The organism is Micromonospora sp. NPDC049044 (assembly GCF_040649215.1).
Taxonomy (GTDB): Bacteria; Actinomycetota; Actinomycetes; order Mycobacteriales; family Micromonosporaceae; genus Micromonospora.
Map to the genome: position 1 here is coordinate 34,989 of NZ_JBEZFA010000019.1, position 17,603 is coordinate 52,591.

Annotated in this window: 15 protein-coding genes; 9 read left to right on the forward strand and 6 right to left on the reverse strand. The window is 74.5% G+C overall.

Going from position 1 to position 17,603, the window contains the following annotated elements; genetic code table 11:
- Positions 1-3: 3 nt before the first annotated feature.
- The 5 genes from AB0B85_RS17620 to AB0B85_RS17640 all read right to left on the reverse strand — a co-directional run bounded on the left by AB0B85_RS17620 (position 4) and on the right by AB0B85_RS17640 (position 3,866).
- On the reverse strand, positions 4-1,131 hold the full coding sequence (locus AB0B85_RS17620) for a glycosyltransferase (RefSeq protein ID WP_357408417.1): 1,128 nt from the start codon (positions 1,129-1,131) through the stop codon (positions 4-6).
- The gene (locus AB0B85_RS17625; RefSeq protein ID WP_357408419.1) at positions 1,128-2,039 is read right to left on the reverse strand and encodes a carotenoid biosynthesis protein; all 912 of its coding nucleotides are present in this window, start codon (positions 2,037-2,039) and stop codon (positions 1,128-1,130) included. Before AB0B85_RS17625 ends, AB0B85_RS17620 begins: the two co-directional genes overlap by 4 nt.
- The gene (locus AB0B85_RS17630) at positions 2,036-2,587 is read right to left on the reverse strand and encodes a GNAT family N-acetyltransferase (protein ID WP_357408421.1); all 552 of its coding nucleotides are present in this window, start codon (positions 2,585-2,587) and stop codon (positions 2,036-2,038) included. The genes AB0B85_RS17625 and AB0B85_RS17630 overlap by 4 nt, the downstream gene beginning before the upstream one ends.
- Positions 2,584-3,303, reverse strand: coding sequence for a monooxygenase (locus AB0B85_RS17635; protein ID WP_357408573.1), 720 nt, complete (start codon positions 3,301-3,303; stop codon positions 2,584-2,586). Before AB0B85_RS17635 ends, AB0B85_RS17630 begins: the two co-directional genes overlap by 4 nt.
- 74 nt (positions 3,304-3,377) lie before the next feature.
- Positions 3,378-3,866 (reverse strand): YbaK/EbsC family protein, encoded by a 489-nt coding sequence (locus AB0B85_RS17640; RefSeq protein WP_357408423.1) that lies wholly within the window; start codon positions 3,864-3,866, stop codon positions 3,378-3,380.
- Positions 3,867-4,338: 472 nt separating this feature from the next.
- On the opposite strand from AB0B85_RS17640, the gene AB0B85_RS17645 reads away from it, so the two are divergent.
- From AB0B85_RS17645 to AB0B85_RS17685, 9 genes are all read left to right on the forward strand, one after another.
- A complete protein-coding gene (locus AB0B85_RS17645) occupies positions 4,339-4,788 on the forward strand; it encodes an SAV_6107 family HEPN domain-containing protein (RefSeq protein WP_357408425.1) in 450 nt (149 codons plus the stop codon).
- A gap of 111 nt (positions 4,789-4,899) precedes the next feature.
- Positions 4,900-5,625, forward strand: a complete 726-nt coding sequence (locus AB0B85_RS17650) for a hypothetical protein (RefSeq protein ID WP_357408427.1) — start codon at positions 4,900-4,902, stop codon at positions 5,623-5,625.
- Entirely contained in the window at positions 5,622-7,271 is a 1,650-nt protein-coding gene (locus AB0B85_RS17655; protein WP_357408429.1) for a DNA polymerase Y family protein, read from the forward strand. The genes AB0B85_RS17650 and AB0B85_RS17655 overlap by 4 nt, the downstream gene beginning before the upstream one ends.
- Positions 7,272-7,403: 132 nt before the next feature.
- Positions 7,404-10,772 carry an error-prone DNA polymerase gene (locus AB0B85_RS17660; RefSeq protein WP_357408431.1) on the forward strand — a complete coding sequence of 1,123 codons (3,369 nt, stop codon included), beginning with the start codon at positions 7,404-7,406 and terminating at the stop codon, positions 10,770-10,772.
- Positions 10,773-10,864: 92 nt separating this feature from the next.
- Positions 10,865-11,041, forward strand: a complete 177-nt coding sequence (locus AB0B85_RS17665; RefSeq protein ID WP_167492956.1) for a hypothetical protein — start codon at positions 10,865-10,867, stop codon at positions 11,039-11,041.
- Between the two features lie 79 nt (positions 11,042-11,120).
- Positions 11,121-11,888: a methyltransferase domain-containing protein gene (locus AB0B85_RS17670; protein WP_357408433.1), complete on the forward strand. Its 768-nt coding sequence runs from the start codon at positions 11,121-11,123 to the stop codon at positions 11,886-11,888.
- On the forward strand, positions 11,885-13,057 hold the full coding sequence (locus tag AB0B85_RS17675) for a nucleotide pyrophosphatase/phosphodiesterase family protein (RefSeq protein ID WP_357408435.1): 1,173 nt from the start codon (positions 11,885-11,887) through the stop codon (positions 13,055-13,057). The genes AB0B85_RS17670 and AB0B85_RS17675 overlap by 4 nt, the downstream gene beginning before the upstream one ends.
- A 62-nt stretch (positions 13,058-13,119) precedes the next feature.
- Positions 13,120-14,379 carry a DNA polymerase IV gene (locus AB0B85_RS17680; protein WP_357408437.1) on the forward strand — a complete coding sequence of 420 codons (1,260 nt, stop codon included), beginning with the start codon at positions 13,120-13,122 and terminating at the stop codon, positions 14,377-14,379.
- Positions 14,380-14,495: 116 nt separating this feature from the next.
- Positions 14,496-14,894 carry a DUF3040 domain-containing protein gene (locus AB0B85_RS17685; protein ID WP_357408439.1) on the forward strand — a complete coding sequence of 133 codons (399 nt, stop codon included), beginning with the start codon at positions 14,496-14,498 and terminating at the stop codon, positions 14,892-14,894.
- 233 nt (positions 14,895-15,127) lie between these two features.
- Here AB0B85_RS17685 and AB0B85_RS17690 read toward each other — a convergent pair whose 3' ends face one another.
- Positions 15,128-17,596 (reverse strand): DUF3488 and transglutaminase-like domain-containing protein, encoded by a 2,469-nt coding sequence (locus tag AB0B85_RS17690; protein WP_357408441.1) that lies wholly within the window; start codon positions 17,594-17,596, stop codon positions 15,128-15,130.
- Positions 17,597-17,603: the final 7 nt, after the last annotated feature.

Sequence of the window (17,603 nt, forward strand, 5' to 3'; positions counted from 1 at the left end):
TCCCTAGCTGACCGGACGGCCCCGCCAGGTCAGGCGGCGTCGCTTCCGCAGATGGTACGACCGCAGGGTCAACCAACCGAGGACCACGACCGACACGGGGTGTGCGAGCGCGTCGGGCCACCACCGGCCGCCGGTCGCCCGCGCGGTGAGCACCCGCCCGGCCACCCCGAGCAGGTAGCCGGCCAGGCCCACTGCGGCCACCCCCGGCGCGCCGGCCACCAGACCGGCCAGCGCGATCAGCGGCGGGGCGGTGTAGAGCAGCAGCAGCGCCGCCACCACTGCCGCCGCCGCGCCCGGGTGCCCGAACGACGCCCAGAGCGACTTCGAGTACCCGTCGCGCAGTTGCGGCCAGTCGTCGTACATCCGGCAGGTGGCCAGGCGCGAGCCGTCGGCCAGGGCGATCCGCCCACCGGCCCGCTTGACCGCCCGGGCCAGCTCGACGTCCTCCAGGATCTTGTCGGCGACCGCGGCGTGCCCACCCGCGGTGGTGTAGCCGGCCCGGTCCAGCGCCAGGAACTGCCCGCCCGCCGCGGCCAGTGACGGCCGCGCCGAGCGTTCCATCGCGCGCAGCGGCAGGAACGTCAACCAGAGCCACTGCAGCAGCGGCTGCACCAGCCGGTCGGCCGCCGTCGCCACCACGATCCGGGGGTACGGCGACAGCAGCGTCACGCGGGCGGCGCGCAGCTCGGTGACGGCCGCCGCTACCGCGTGCGGGGCGAGCACCACGTCGGCGTCGACGAAGACCAGCGCTGTGGCGTCCGGGTCGGCCCGGGTGGCCAACTGCCAGCAGGCGTGCGGTTTGCCCAACCAGCCCGGCGGTGGGGCGACCCCGGTGAGCAGCGTGACCCGGGGGTCGTCGCCGGCCACCGCGCGGACCACGTCGGCGGTGCCGTCGGTCGACCCGTCGTCGAGGACCACGATCCGCAGCCCCGGCACACCGCGTTGGGCGAGCAGGGCGCGCAGGCAGGGCGTGACCCGGGCGGCCTCGTCGCGCAGCGGCAGCAGCACGGCGACCGGCTCGTCGACCTCGTCGGGTCGGTCGGTGGGCCGGCGCAGCCATCCGGCGGCGTTGAGCCAGGTGTGCCCGGTCAGCGCGGCGACGGCGATCAGCAGGGCGAGCAGGACGGTCATCGGGTCGCGTCGACGCCGGGGCGGTGCGGCTGGTGGTCCTCCCGGCGGGAGTCCCGACCCCGGCGGGCCCGCAACAGGGTCACCGCCAGCGGGACGGCGGTCACCGACATGCCGGCGGCCCCCCAGAGCGCCGACGCGGGCAGGTCGAGGAAGACCGCGTGGGCCAGGATGCTGGAGAAGTACGTCCACAGGTAGAGCGCGACCATCGGGGCGTCCCGCCGGTCGGTGTGCGCGGCGGCCGGCCCGGCCAGCGGACGCAGGGCGCTCATCATCAGCACCGCGAAGAGCAGCCAGCCCAGGTAGTTGCTCACCGGAATGCCGGCCAGGCCGGGCAGTGCGGCGGTGACGTCGCGCCACCGCCAGTAGCCCTCGGCCACCATCTGCGGGTCGAGGAAGAGGTCCCAGGCGGCCAACCCCACGGTGGCCAGCGCGATCCGTCGTACCCACAGCCCGGCCGCCGACCCACCGCGGCCGGTCCGCGAGGCGCCGCCGCCGTTCGTCGCGCCGCTGCTGTTCGCGTCGTCGTCGGCCCGCGACGCGCCGCCGCCGGTGAGCCGGACCGCCGCCAGCCAGGCCGGCCAGGCCATCCAGGTCCAGGCCAGCGGAATGATCAGCGGCACGCCGGCCAGTTTGGGACCCAGCTCGCCGGAGTAGTCGTAGCTGCCGAACGGCACACCGGTGGCCACCCCGATCGCCTCGATCGCGAACCCACCGCCGGTGGCCACCGCCACCAGCGCCGCCGCGACCCGCGGGCCCCGGCTGAGCAGCGCGTGACCCACCGAGAGCAGCCACCCGAGCACGACTGTGGCCACGGTGAGCCCGGCCCTGGTGGCACCGGTGGTGAGCGGGTAGCAGATCTGGGCGAGCACCAGGACGGCGAGCAGCGTCCAGGAGATCCGTCGGGTCATGACGCCGGTGGCTCGAGCGGCAGGTCCCGACCGAGTACGCCGAACGGTCGTTCGTCACCGGGGAAGTGGAAGTTGCGCAGCACGTCGACGAAGCCGAAGCGCCGGTACAACCGCCAGGCCCGCGAGGTCTGCTCGTCGGCCTCCGGGGTGGACAACAGCGTGGTGTCGCCCTCGGCCATGCCGAGCAGCGCGCGCAGTTGGCCGGTGCCCAGACCGTGCCCCTGGGCCGGTGGCCGTACGTGCAACTCGACCACCTCGAAGCAGTGGGTGAGCCAGCGCTGGCGGGTCGGGGCGTCCAGCGCCCGGTGCACCTGGTCGTGCCACCACTGACCGGCGGCGCCCAGATAGCCGTAGCCGAAGCCGGCGAGGTGACCCTCGCTGGTCAGACTGGCGACCGCCCGGAAACCCGGCCGGCGGACGTGGGTGGCGATGTAGCCGCGCCGGGCCTCCAGCAGGTCGGTGCGGTATCCCATCGCCTCGCCGTAGACGGCCACCACGTCGTCCAGCCGCCGGACGAGATCGTCCGACGTCCAGCGCACCAACCTCATGCCCGTCCACCCTTCACCGTTTCCGGACCACCGTCGGCGGCCCATCCGAGCACCGACCGGTCACCGACCACGTCGCGCACCTCGAACCGGGCGAACAGCTCCTCGGCGTACCAGCCCGCGATGGGGGTTCGCATGATCGCCGCCCGATGCTCCGGGTGACGGTACGCGAACGCCACCAGGTCTGTCGGGTCACGCCACACGCTCACCGTGCCCTGCCAACCCAGCGGTGCCTCCCCGACCCCGAACCGGGCCAGCAGGCCGGGCGCGTCGCGCAGGGCGGCGGCCACCGGGGGGACCGCCCGCCAGAAGGTGGCCGCCCGGCGGACCCGCAACCGGGCCCGGGTCAGCGCCAGCACCGGGCCGGTGACCCGACCGCCGGCCGGGTCGCCGAACGGCAGCTGGCCGGACCACTCGCCCCGGCTGGTCAGCGGGCGCAGGTCGATCCGGGCCCGGGCGCGGGCGATGCCGGCCCAGGCGCGGCCGACCGGCGAGTCGTCGAAGCCGGCCGCAGCGGCGGGGGAGTCCCAGACGGTGAGCGCCGCCCACCGGGTCAGGTCGGCGTCGCCGGGGCCGAAGCCGGTGCCGGTCCCGGTGCCCAGCAGCTTGCCGAACCGGACGCCCGGAAGGGCACGCAGCCGGCGTGGATCCACCGCCATCCGGGTCAGCGCCCGGGGCAGCGCGCCGGGGGAGGTCCGCCAGACGTGCAGCGTGACCAGCTCCGGTACGGCGCTCGCGTCACCGCGCGGCGGCGGTGCGAGCGCCTCGCCGCTGTCCCCGCTGGTCCGCTCGCTCACGCCACCTCGGCCGGGCTGCCGGCGGTGACCCGCAGCAGCTCGGCGTAGGTGGTCGGGAAGACCGCCTGCGGTACGCCGCCCGCGGCCCAGATCTCGGGGTACGTCGCCAGTGCCGTGTCCACCAGGGTGCGCAGCGGGTGCGGGTGCCCGAGCGGGGCGACTCCGCCGATCGGCTGCCCGGTGTGCGTCCGGACGAACTCCGGGGTGGCCCGGCGCAGCCGGGTGACCCCGATCGACGCGGCCAGGCCGGCGGTGTCCACCCGGTGCGCGCCGGAGGTGAGCACGAGCAGCGGCGCGTCGTCCGCGATGAAGATCAACGAGTTGGCGATCTGGCCGACCTCGACATCGAGTGCCTCGGCGGCGGCTGCCGCGGTGGGCACCGCGTCGGGCAGCAGGCGGATCGTGCTTGGCGCACCGGTGCCGTCGAGCGTGCCGGCGGCGGTGAGCGCGTCCTGCACCGCCCGTACGTTCGGGTGTGGCTGCATCCCGCCATTCTTCCCGGTCCGCTGGTGCGCGGTTCAGCCGGCCGGCAGTTACCCGCGCGGCGGGAGCGCGTCCCCGGTCGGGCGGGTCACACGTTGCATTTTCGTCGGCGGGGAGGTGTACTGTCAGCAGCAGTTAGAACGAGTGTTCGATTGCCTCGAACGTCCGTTCCAACCAGCCGGAGTGCGGCGTTTCGCGGCGCCAACTCCGGGCGGTGCGGCGCCGCGGGCCGCACCTGGGTTTCCGGGCAGTCGCGAGCCTGGTCCCGACAGGCAGGAGCGTCGCCCGCCGCCCACGACCCCCGGGCAGCGGGCGACGCACCCGCCGGTACGCCGGCCGGGTGTGGTGTGGGGAAGCGTCCACACCCGGCCGGCCACACCCGGTGCGTCTTCCTCCGCACCACCCGACCTCGGCGTCTCGTCGGTGGCATCAGCCGCCGCAGTGACGCCTCGGCCACGTGGAGGAGAGACATCCATGCCGACCAACCCGGCTCAGGCACCGACGGTGCCGGCGCACGTGCTGCCGCACCGCACCCCCGTCCAACTCCTCACGTTGGCCCGCCGTGGGCTGGTCGAGGCCGGCCAGACCCGACCCGACGGCCTGCGTTACGCGGCTGCCCACCTGGCGGCGCTGCGGGCGGCGGCTGCCCTGCTCGCCGCCCGGGCCCGGCCCGCGCCGAGTCGTCGCAACCGGATCACCAGCGTCTGGGTCCTCCTCTGCGCCGTGGCGCCGGAGCTCGACGAGTGGTCCCGCTTCTTCGCCGCCGGGGCCAGCAAGCGCGCCGCCGCCGAGGCGGGCATTCCCCGGGTGGTCAGCGCCCGGGAGGCCGACGACCTGCTCCGCGCCGCCGAACAGTTCGTCACGGTGGTGGAGGCCGCGCTCGGCGTGGCCCACCAACCGACGCTGGACGGCCGCGCCGCCTGATCCCGCCGTGCCACCGGCCGTCCCGCGGGGGGAGCCGGGCGGCCGGTGGCACGGCGAGCCGGTCCGGAATGTGATCCACAGCAGCAGCAGTAACGACGGGGGGTTGGTCCAATGGCGGGCCGCATGGTGGTCGGTTCCGCCGCACTTGCCGATCTGGTGCGCCCGGCGAGCGCACCCGACCCGGTCGGTGGTCATCGGGTGCTGCCGGTGGCGCCCGAGCTGACCGGTCTGCTGCCCAACCGGGGCCTGCGTCGGGGGAGCACCATCGCCGTTGCCGCCGGCCAACCCCAGCGCAGCGGCGGCACCTCGTTGATGCTGGCCCTGCTCGCCGAGGCGTCCCGGGCCGGATCGTGGTGCGCCGTGGTCGGTGTGCCGACGTTCGGTGCGGGTGCGGCCGCTGAGCTGGGCATCGCCCTGGACCGGTTGGCCCTGGTGCCCAATCCCGGCCCCGAGTGGGCCACAGTGGTCGCCGCACTGATCGACGGGGTGGACGTCGTGGTCACCACAGTGCCGGCCACGGTCTCCGCCTCGGTCGCCACCCGGTTGGCCGCCCGGGCCCGGCAGCGCGGCAGCGTGCTCGTCCCGTACGGCCGGTGGGACGGCGCGGACGTGACACTGCGGGTGGTCCGGGGAGTGTGGGAGGGGCTCGGGCAGGGCCGGGGGCGGCTGCGTCGCCGGGAGGTCACCGTCTCGGCGCGCGGGCGCGGGGCGGCGGCCCGACCCAAGGAGATCAAGGTCTGGCTCCCGGGTGACGAGCTGACCCGGGTCATTCCCGGCCCGGTGCGCCCGACCGTGGGCCGACCTGCCGCACCGCTTGCCCTGGTCGGTCGGGGGTGACCGGTACGCCGCCACGCACCCTGCTGTTGTGGTGCCCGGACTGGCCGGTGCTCGCCGCCGAGATCGTCGACGGGGTGCCGGCGACCGGGCCGGTCGCCGTGCTGCACGCCAACCGGGTGGTCGCCTGCTCCGAGCGGGCCCGGGCCGAGGGGGTACGCCGAGGTCTGCGCAAGCGGGAGGCGCAGGGTCGCTGCCCGCAACTCACAGTGGTGGAGTACGACCCGGGCCGGGATGCGCGGGCGTTCGAGCCGGTGGTCGTCGCGGCGGAGGAGCTGGTCGCCGGCGTGGAGGTGGTCCGTCCGGGTGCCTGCGCGGTGGCCGCCCGCGGGCCGGGCCGTTACCTCGGCGGCGAGGAGGCGGCCGCCGAGCGGATCATCGAGCACGTCGCCCAGTCGTGCCTGGTGGAGAGCCAGGTAGGCATCGCCGACGGGGTGTTCGCCGCCGGGTTGGCCGCCCGCGCCGGCCGGGTGGTGGCACCGGGCGGGACACCGGAGTTCCTGGCCGGGTTGCCGGTCGAGGCGCTCGGCCGGTCGGCGTTGGCCGACCTGCTGCGTCGGCTGGGAGTGCGTACCCTCGGCGACTTCGCCGCGTTGCCGGCCGGCGACGTGTTGGCCCGGTTCGGGTTCGACGGAGCGCTGGCCCACCGGCTCGCGGCCGGGCGCGACCACCGTCCGCTTGCCGTCCGGCAGCCACCTACCGACCTGACGGTGACCGCCGGGTACGACGAACCGATCGACCGGGTCGACGCGGCCGCGTTCGCGGCCCGCGCGCTGGCCGAGCAGCTGCACGAGGGGCTGGCCGGGCACGGGCTGGCCTGCACCCGGCTCGGCATCGAGGCGGTCACCGAGCACGGTCAGGAGCTGCACCGGGTGTGGCGCCACGATGGCCTGCTCACCGCCGCGGCCATCGCCGACCGGGTGCGCTGGCAGCTCGACGGTTGGCTCTCCGGCAGCAGTGGCCGTACCGGCGCCCGCCCGGCCCGGCCGACGGCCGGCATCATCCGGTTGCGGTTGGTCCCGGACGGGGTGATCGCCCAGGCCGGTCTACAGGCCGGCCTGTGGGGGGAGGCCGGCGAGGAGCGGGAACGGGCTCACCGGGCGTTGAGCCGGGTGCAGGGCATCCTCGGCCCGGAGGCGGTGGTCACCGCGGTGCTCGGCGGTGGTCGCTCCCCGGCCGACCAGGTGCGACTGGTGCCGTGGGGCGACGAACGCCTCCCGGCCCGCCCCGGCCCCGCACCGCTGCCCGGCGAGCCGATCACCGGCGGTGCCGACCGGGTCGCCGGTGCCGGTCGGTCCGCGGACCGCGGTGGCGGAGCGGTTCCGCCGTGGCCGGGCCGGCTACCGGCGCCCGCGCCGGCGGTGGTGCTGCCCAGCCCGCTCGCGGCGACGGTGCACGACGCCGCCGGTGAGCCGGTGGTGATCAGCGCGCGGTTGGCGGTGAGCGCACCACCTGCCCGGTTGGTGGTCGGTGCCGGCCAGCCGACGGAGATCGTGGGCTGGGCTGGCCCGTGGCCGGTGGACGAGCGCTGGTGGGCGCCGGCCGAGGCCCGCCGTCGGGCCCGGTTCCAGGTCAGCCTGGCCGGTGGCGCCGCTCTGCTGCTGGCCGTCGAGGCCGGGCAGTGGCTGGTGGAGGCGATCTATGACTGAGTCGGTGCTTTCCAGGTCGGAGCCGGATGTCCCGACGAGCGACATGACCGTCGGGCACATGTGTGACTCTCCGGTATGTCGCTCGCCGGCGGATCCGGCCGTCGGGGTCCGGCCCGTCCCGAGGGCGGCTCGATGAGCTTCCACAACCCGAATATGCCCTGGTCGGAGCTGGAGCGGGTGCTCTCCGGTCGGGGCGACGACAAGCGGGGGAGCCGGGGCGAGCGGCACCTGCACGTGGTGGACCCGCTCGCCGTGGACGCCGACGGGGGTGACTCCCCGGCGTGGAGCCGTAAGCGCCAGCAGTACGAGCCGCCGGCGCTGACCCGCCCGGACGGCGTGGTGCCCTACGCGGAGCTGCACGCGCACACCAACTTCAGCTTCCTCGACGGCGCCAGCCACCCGGAGGAGCTGGCCGAGGAGGCGGCCCGGCTGGGGCTCACCGCGCTCGCCGTCACCGACCATGACGGCTTCTACGGGGTGGTCCGGTTCGCCGAGGCGGCCCGCACGCTGGGCCTGCCGACCATCTTCGGCGCCGAGCTGTCCCTCGGGCTGCCCGGCCCACAGAACGGCGAACCCGACCCGCACGGCGCGCACCTGCTGGTGCTCGCGCACGGCCATGAGGGGTACGCCCGGCTGGCCACCACCATCGCCCGCGCCCAGCTCCGCGGCGGGGAGAAGGGCCGCCCGGTCTACGGGGAGCTGGAGGAGGTCGCCGCCGAGCTGCGTGACCACGTGCTGGTGTTGACCGGCTGCCGCAAGGGGCACGTGCCGGGCGCGCTGCTCACCGAGGGGGTGGACGCGGCGGCCCGCGAGCTGGACCGGCTGACCGCGCTCTTCGGCGCGGAGACGGTGGCGGTGGAGCTGACCGACCACGGGCATCCCGTCGACGCCGACCGCAACGACGCGCTCGCCGAGCTGGCCGCCGCGGCCGGGTTGCCGACGGTGGCCAGCAACAACGTGCACTACGCCAGCCCCGGCCGGCGTCGGCTGGCCACCACCGTCGCCGCCGTCCGGGCCCGCCGCAGCCTGGACGAGATCGACGGCTGGCTGCCCGCGGCGGCCACCGCCCACCTGCGCAGCGGCGCGGAGATGGCGGCCCGGTTCGCCGCGTACCCGGGTGCTGTGGCGCGGGCCGCCGAGTTCGGCGCCGAGCTGGCCTTCGACCTGCAACTTGTCGCGCCGCGGTTGCCGGCGTACCCGGTGCCGCCGGGGCACACCGAGATGAGCTGGCTGCGCAAGCTGACCGCCGACGGCGCGCGGGAACGCTACGGGCCGCCGCAGGCGCATCCGGCCGCGTACGCGCAGCTTGACCACGAGCTGAACATGATCGAGGAGCTGGGTTTCCCCGGCTACTTCCTGGTGGTCTACGACATCGTCGCGTTCTGCCGCGAGCAGGACATCTACTGCCAGGGCCGGGGCTCGGCGGCCAACTCGGCGGTCTGCTACGCGCTGCGTATCACCAACGTGGACGCGGTGCGGCACCGGCTGCTGTTCGAGAGGTTCCTCGCCCCGGAGCGGGACGGCCCACCGGACATCGACGTGGACATCGAGTCCGACCGCCGGGAGGAGGTGATCCAGCACGTCTACACCCGCTACGGCCGGGAGCACGCCGCCCAGGTCGCCAACGTCATCTCCTACCGGCCCCGGTCGGCGGTGCGGGACGTGGCCAAGGCGTTCGGTTTCTCACCCGGTCAGCAGGACGCCTGGAGCAAGCAGATCGACAGGTGGGGTTCGGTGGCCACTGTCGACGTCGAGGGCATCCCGGAGCAGGTGGTGGAGTACGCCAACGAGTTGCAGACGTTCCCCCGGCACCTGGGCATCCACTCCGGCGGCATGGTGATCTGCGACCGGCCGGTGATCGAGGTCTGCCCGGTGGAGTGGGGGCGGATGCCCGGGCGCAGCGTGCTCCAGTGGGACAAGGACGACTGCGCGGCTGTCGGCCTGGTCAAGTTCGACCTGCTCGGGCTCGGCATGCTCTCCGCCCTGCACTACGGCTACGACATGATCGGCGAGAGCCTCGACCTGGGTGACATGACCCTGGACGACCCGGAGGTCTACGACATGCTCTGCCGGGCCGACTCGGTGGGGGTGTTCCAGGTGGAGAGCCGCGCCCAGATGGCCACCCTGCCCCGGCTCAAGCCCCGCGAGTTCTACGACCTGGTGGTGGAGGTGGCGTTGATCCGGCCCGGCCCGATCCAGGGCGGTTCGGTGCACCCGTTCATCAGGCGCAAGAACGGCCAGGAGGAGGTGACGTTCGCGCACCCGTTGATGCGCAACGCCCTGGAGAAGACCCTTGGTGTGCCGCTGTTCCAGGAGCAGCTGATGCAGCTCGCCATCGACCTGGCCGGCTTCGACGCGGCCGAGGCCGACCAGTTGCGCCGGGCGATGGGCGCCAAACGGTCGGTCGAGCGGATGACCCGCATCGCCGACCGGCTCTACGCCGGGATGGCCGAGCGGGGCATCACCGGTGAGCTGGCCGACGACGTCTACCGCAAGCTCACCGCGTTCGCCAGCTACGGCTTCCCGGAGAGCCACGCGATGAGCTTCGCCTACCTGGTCTACGCAAGCTCCTGGCTCAAGCGCTACCACCCGGCGCCGTTCCTGGCCGCGCTGCTCAACGCCCAGCCGATGGGTTTCTACTCGCCGCAGACCCTTGTCGACGACGCCCGCCGGCACGGGGTGGAGGTCCGTCGCCCGGACATCAACGCCAGCGGGGCGTCGGCGGTGCTGGAATCCACAGCGGACACCCGGTGGGGCAGCGGGCCGGGTGAGCCACCGCACGCCTGGGGGCTGGGCGGCCCGGCGGTCCGGCTGGGGCTGTCCAGCGTGCGTACCCTCGGCGCCGACGTGGCCGAGCGGATCGCGGCCGACCGGGACTCCGGTGGGCCGTACCGGGACATGCCTGATCTGGTCCGGCGGGTCGGTCTCACCGCCGCGCAGCTGGAGGCGCTGGCCACCGCGGACGCCTTCTCCTGTTTCGGGCTGACCCGGCGGGAGGCGCTCTGGGCCGCCGGCGCGGCGGCCCAGGACCGGCCGGGCCGGCTGCCCGGCACGGTGACCGGCGCGGCGGCGCCCACGTTGCCCGGAATGGAGGCGGTGGACCGGCTGGTGGCCGACGTGTGGGCCACCGGGCTGTCGCCGGAGAGCCACCCGGCCCGGTTCATCAGGGGGCAGCTCGACGTGCTCGGCGCGGTGCCGATCGCCCGGTTGGGGCGGGTGGAGCCGGGGCAACGGATCCGGGTCGGTGGCATCGTCACCCACCGGCAACGTCCGGCGACCGCGGGCGGGGTCACCTTCCTCAACCTGGAGGACGAGACGGGGATGCTCAACGTCACCTGCTCGCCGGGGCTGTGGCAGCGCTACCGGCGGGTGGCCCGGACCAGCGCCGCGCTTGTGGTACGGGGGCGGCTGCAACGGCACGAGGGGGTGACCAACCTGGTCGCCGACCGGTTGGACGCCATTGATCCACCGGTGCGTCCCGCGTCCCGTGACTTCCGCTGATCGAGTGATCCACATTACGGTTTCCTGAGCCGTCGACCGGGAGACTCGTCCCGAGCGGGCAGAGCGGCCCGCGATCCGTAAGGGGGAAGACAGTGACGGGTAATCACGCGTACACCGGTGGAATCGCCAACGCCCGGCGGACCCGACTGGGCACCGGCTGGGTGCCGTCGCACCTCGCCGACCCCCGCGAGTACGAGGTGACGAACGGCCCGGTCGCGAACGAGCGCCGGTCCCGGGCGGAGGACGAGGCCGAGGGCACCGAGGCCTGACCGACCGCCGTACCACGCACCGAGCGGGCGTGTGGTGGGCCGGCCCGCCCGCCACACGCCCGCACCCTCAGCGGAGCGGGTGACTAGGCTCGTCCGGGTGGAGCAGACCCCAGGCCGGTTCGCCGGGCCGCCGCTGACCCCCCGTACCGCAGTGATCTGGTCGGTGCTCCGCGCCGAGTTGGAGCGGCGCGGCGACGCCGAACTGACAGTGCTCGACGTGGGCGGCGGCACCGGCGGTTTCGCCGTCCCGCTGGCCCGAGCCGGGCACCGCGTCACAGTGGTCGACGCCAGCCCCGACGCCCTCGCGGCGCTCACCCGCCGGGCCGCTGAGGCCGGGGTGGCCGACCGGATCGCCGCCGTGCAGGGCGACGGTGACGCCCTCGCCGGGCTGGTCGAGCCGGCCGGCGTCGACCTGGTGCTCTGCCACGCCGTGCTGGAGGTGGTCGACGACCCGACGCCTGTGGTGTCCGCGCTGGCCACCGCGTTGCGCCCCGGCGGCGCGGCAAGCGTCCTGGTGGCCGGCCGGGCCGCCGCCGTGCTGGGCCGGGCGATGAACGGGCACCTGGACGTGGCGACCGCACTGGCCGCCGATCCGGCCGGCACCGCCGGGGCACGCGACACGCTGCGCCGACGCTACGACGCCCCCGACGCCGCCGCGCTGCTCGCCGCCGCCGGGCTGGTCGTCGAGGAGATCCACGGGGTACGCGTCCTGGCGGACCTGCTGCCGGCCGCGGTCGCCGACGGGCAGCAGGCCGCGCTGGTGGCGCTGGAACGCGTCCTGGCCGCCCAACCGCCGTACCGGGATCTGGCCGCCCAACTGCACCTGTTCGCCCGCCGCCCGGCATGATCACCGCGCCGGATGGCCCGCCGACGCCGCTGGCGGTGCTCGGGCCGGACCACGGCGGCGGCCGGCTCGCCGAGGTGCTGCCCAGCGCCCTCGCCGTGCTGGGCGTGCCCGGCTCGGCCGACCCGCTCGGGCTGGCCCCCAGGCTCGCCGGGGTACGCCGGATCGCCGTGCTGCTTGTCGACGGGCTCGGCTGGTACCAACTGCCGACCGCCGCCCCGCACGCGCCGACGCTCGCCGGGCTCGCCGCGACGGTGGGCCGTCCGCTCATCGCCGGTTTCCCGTCCACCACCCCGACCAGTCTGGTGTCGCTGGGCACCGGCGTGCCGCCCGGCGCGCACGGGGTGCTCGGCTTCACCGTGCGGGTGCCCGGCACGGACCGGGTGCTCACCCACACCGACTGGGCCGGGGATCCGTCCCCGCTGACCTGGCAGCCGGTGACCACCCAGTTGGAGCGTGCCCGAGCCGCCGGCGTGACGACGACAGTGGTGAGTAGGCCGGAGTTCGGCGGCAGCGGGTTGACGCTGGCCGCCAACCGGGGCGGCGACTTCCGGGGCGCCGCCGGCGGGGACGCGGTGGCAGCCGCCATGCTGGCCGCGCTGGCCACCGGCGCCGGACCGACCCTGGTCTCCGGTTACCACGCCGACCTGGACCGGTACGGCCACGTCTACGGTGTCGACTCGGAACCCTGGCGGATCGCCGCCACCGAGGTGGACGCGCTCGTCGCCCGCCTTGTCGACGGTCTCCCGCCGGACGCGGCGCTGCTGGTGACCGCCGACCACGGCCAACTCGACATTCCCGCCGCACACCGTTTCGACCTGGACGCCGACCCCCGCCTGCGCGCCGGGATCCGGGTGGTCGCCGGGGAGGCCCGGGTGCGGTACCTGCACGTCGCACCGGGTGCGCTCGACGACGTGGTGGCGGCCTGGTCGACAGTGCTCGGCGCCGCCGCGCGGGTACGCACCCGCGACGAGGTGGTGGCCACCGGCTGGTTCGGTCCGGTGCCCGAGGAGCACCTGGGCCGGATCGGTGACGTGGTGGTGACCTGCAACGACACCTACGCGGTAATGGCCAGCCGGACCGAGCGGCCGATGGCGTCGAAGCTTGTCGCGTACCACGGGTCGGACACCGCGGCCGAGCTGACCGTGCCGCTGCTTGTCGTACGCGGCTGACCGGCGTGCGGTCTGGCCCGGTGGCGGCTGGTGGTGTCGTACCTCCGGGTTAACCTGCCGGGATGGGCCGCAGTCAGTCGTTGCCCCGGGGCGGTGATCCGCGCTTCGGGCCGGATGCCGACGACTCCGGCAGCCCGATCCTGCACGTCGACATGGACGCCTTCTTCGCCGCCGTCGAGGTGCGCCGCCGCCCCGAGCTGCGGGGCCGGCCGGTCATCGTCGGCGGGGTGGGGCCGCGCGGCGTGGTCAGCTCGGCCAGCTATGAGGCCCGCCGTTACGGCGTACGCAGCGCGATGCCGACCAGCCAGGCTCGGGCGCGCTGCCCGCACGCTGTCTATCTGCCACCGGAGTTCAGCGCCTACACGGCCGCCTCCCGGGCGGTGATGCAGATCTTCCGGGACGTCACCCCGCTGGTCGAGCCGCTCTCCCTCGACGAGGCGTTCCTCGACGTGCGCGGCGCCCGCCGACTCTTCGGCTCCCCGGCCGCCATCGCGCGGCTGATCCGCCAGCGGGTCGCCGACGAGCAGGCGCTCACCTGTTCGGTAGGGGTGGCGCCGAGCAAGTTCGTGGCCAAGCTGGGTTCCACCCGGGCCAAGCCGGACGGCCTGCTGGTGGTGCCCTCGGGGCAGGTGCTCGACTTCCTGCACCCGCTGCCGGTGGACGCGCTCTGGGGGGTGGGGGAGCGGGCCGCCGAATCGCTGCGCCGGCTCGGCCTGGCCACCGTCGGCGACCTCGCCGAAGCCCCCCTGGGCCTGCTCCGCAAGGCGGTCGGCGCGGCGTCCGCCGCCCACCTGCACGAGCTGGCCTGGGGACGGGACCCGCGCCGGGTCAGCCCCGAACACGTCGACAAGTCGATCGGCGCCGAGGTGACCTTCGACGTCGACGTGGCCGACCCGATGGAGATCCGCCGCGCGTTGCTCGCGCTCAGCGCCAAGGTCGGCGTCCGGTTGCGCGGCTCCGGGCAGGTCGGGCGCACCGTCGCCCTGAAGGTCCGGCTGGCCGATTTCCGGACCGTCAGCCGTTCCCGCACCCTGGATGTGCCCACCGACACCGCCCGCGAGATGTTCGACACCGCCTGGGCGCTCTACACCGCACTGGACCCGGGCGAGCGGATTCGACTCGTCGGTGTCCGGGTGGAGGGGCTCGCCCCGGCGCAGGGCGCGCCACGGCAGCTCACCCTCGGCGCGCCCGAGCGCGGTTGGCGGGAGGCGGAAGCTGCCGCCGACGCCGCCGCTGCCCGATTCGGGCGGTCCGTCATAGGTCCGGCCAGTCTGATGGGCGACCGTGACGCTCAACGAAAGGAAAATCCACAGCACCCGTAGGTCGTCCCGCTTTCCGACGCGCGACCCCCCTCGTAGACTTGCGGGTAAGCAGTCGGATGGCTGCCACGGTCTGTCGGCCCGAGTGGGCCCGACCAACGTGACCGGGGAGGAGTGCCGTGCCGCTCTCGGAGCACGAGCAGCGGCTGTTCGAGCAGATCGAGCGGTCGCTTGCCGAGGACCCCAAATTCGCCTCGGCCGTGCGCGCCAGCGATCCGCGCTTCCATGCGCGGCGTCGCCTGCTCGTCGCCGCCGGCGTCATCATCGCTGGCCTGGCTCTACTGGTCTACGGGGCGGTGATCAAGACTCCACCGCTGGCGGTGGCGGGCTTCGTCGTCATGCTGGCCTCGGCCGCGTACGCGGTCCAGTCCCACCGGCGAGCGCAGTCACCCGACCTGCACGTGGTGGGCGGCACGACAAGTCGTCGTCGTTCCCGCGGTGGTCGGTCCGGTCGCCGGTCGTCGCTGCTGGACCGCATGGAGGACAGGTGGCGGCAGCGCCCGGAGGGGCACCGCTGAGGCGGCCCCGCCGCTGAGGCGGGCCGAACGCCGCGATGAGCGGGTCGCCGGGCACGCACTCCCGGCGACCTTCGTCGTATCCGCGTGCCCAGTGCCGATCCGCGTGCCCAGTGCCGTATCCGCGTGTCCGGCGCTGCCGGGGTGCTGACCCGGTGCTGCCCGCTGGCGGGCGGGGCGGCGGTTGGTGCACCGCCACCCCGGCCCTCCCAACGGGCGTCGGTCAGCTGACCAGGTCAGCGGGCCCCTCGGTCCGCCAACAGCCGTCGAGGGTTCCAGCGCAGCAGCCGATACCGGGCTCGCCCGGTCAGCGCCACCATCCGGCCGGACGTGTCCGCCATGGTGGTCCGCCACCGCAGCAGCACCGACGGCGGCAACACGGCGGCGACCAGGCGGGTACGTCGGTCCGCCCGGGCGGCGAGCGCCCCACGGACCGCACGTAGCGCCGGCAGCAACCGCTCACCGGTGAGCGGGTCCCGGGCGTAACGGGCCCGCTCCTCTGCCTGGCCGAGCAGCAACGCCGACCCGGTCGCGGCCGTGTCGTCGCCGAGAGTGTCGCGGACCAGCCGGTCCGCGGTCGCCCGGGGCGTCTCGGTCAGGTCGACCGGGACCCGGAAGTCCACCATCGTGTCGAGCAACTCCGCCCAGGCCGCGTGCGCGTCCGCGCGGGCCCGGTCGGCGTCCACGCCGACCACCACCACCCGCGCCCCCGGCTCGCCACCGCCGGCAGCGGCGGTCACCGCGGCGCTCGCCGGTTGGCCACCCCGTCGGCGGCGCAGCGCCATCCGGCGCAGCGCGGGAATGGCGAGCAGGGCGAGCAGGGCCAGTAGGCCGGCCGTCCACCACGGCCAGACCGGTGGCTGTTCGGCAGGCCTGGTGCCGTCCAGGGACAGCCCGTCGTCGACGTCCCGGTCGGCGTTGTCGGGCCCGGCCGGACCGGCCGACGCCTCGGGGCCCGTGGGAGTGTCCGCGACGCCGCTGCCCGGGGTGGACGGTTCCGGCGCGTCAGTGTCCGGCGCCCAGGCCGAGCGGGTGGATCCCGGCACCCCGTACGTCGGGGTGGCGTCGAACGGCACCCAGCCGACCCCGTTGAAGAAGACCTCGGTCCAGGCGTGCAGGTTGAGGTTGGTGAGCGTGAACGTGTTGCCGTCGCGCTTGCTGCCGTTGGTGAACCCGAACGCCACCCGGGCCGGGATGCCCGCCGAACGGACCAGCCAGGCCATCGCGGCGGCGTACTGCTGGCAGTAGCCGACCTTGTTGGTGAGGAAGTTGACGATGTCCTGCCCGCTGCTGCCGCTCTCGGTGCTCAGCCGGTACCGGAACCCGTTGTCCGCAGAGAAGTGCCGGTAGATCGCCAACACCCGGTCGTAGTCGGTGCGCTTGTCCTGGGTCAGTCCCTTGACCAACTCCTCCACCTCGGGCACCGACCCGGGGGTGGCGGTCATCTGCCGGCGGACCGGGTGCTCGGTCGGCAGCGGTTGGGTGCTCCGCAGCGTCGCCGGGGTGTACGTCGAGCGGACATAGTCGAAGGAGTACTTGCGGCCCCGGGAGTTTTCCCGGTTGGAGAAGATGACCTGCTGGTTGGAGTCGTAGAGCCAGTTGCCGCTGAGGTCGTCGGTGTTCACCGGCTCGGCGTACACCGGCATGAGCGACATGCTCAGGCTCTTGGTGACCTCGACGGTGGCCCGGTAGGTGGTCTGCTGCACGCCCGGGCGGGCCCGCTCGGCCGGGTCGGGCAGGTCCCGGTTCGCCGGCTGGCCGCTCGGGTTGCGGGCCTGGAAACCGGTCGGACGCAACTCGTCGGCGACCGCGTAGCGCAGGTAGAACGGGTCGGGCTCCGATGTGGTGACCTTGACCAGGTCGGCCACCTGGGACTGGTTGAGCTGCCCGGCGAGCGAGGCGAACAGGTCGATCCGACCGGACGTGCCGCCCGAACCGGAGCCGTTGCCGGTGCCGTTGCTCGGACCCCGACTGAGCGAGTCGAGCAGCCCGCCCCGCATGCCCGGCACCGCCAACGGCAGCGCCACCGCCAGCACCACGCCGACCACCGCGAGCCGACGGCCGGCCGACGCCAGCGGCGAGGCCTCCCACACGTCAACGTCGCGGCCGTCGCCGGTGAACCGACGCCCGAACCTGCGTACCCGGTCGACGTTGTCGGTGACCAGCAGCCAGAGGTAGCCGGCGGCGCCCACCACGAACGGCGTCGCGGGGACGCTGTCCACGTAGACGGCGACCGGCACCGAGTAGATGGCGAGCATCGGCAGCCCCGCCAGCGCGGGCCGGCGCAGCCCCACCGCCAGGAAATCCACAAGTACGGCTACCGCGCCGATGCCGAGCACGGCGATGAACAACAGCGGGTCGGTGTCCGGGACCTCGACGCCGTAGGAGCGCATGTCCTGCATGGAGCCGTTGAGCAGGGCGCCGAAGTGCGCGAAGGTGCTCGGCGTGGGCAGGATGGCGAGCAGTTCCTGGTTGCTGGGGAACAACCAGGTCAGGGCGAGGAGCAGACCGGCGAGCATGCCCAGCATCTGGCCCCACAGCGGTGCCCGGACGAGCCTGGTCAACGCCGCCGCACCGGCCACCACGGCGACCGCGACGATCGACTCGAACAGCCATGTCCAGCTCTGGAAGATGGCCGACAGCGGCGCGGCGGCCAGCAGCGTGGCCGCCGCCGCCACCAGGCCGATGTTCCGACTGGCGTTCATGAGGGGA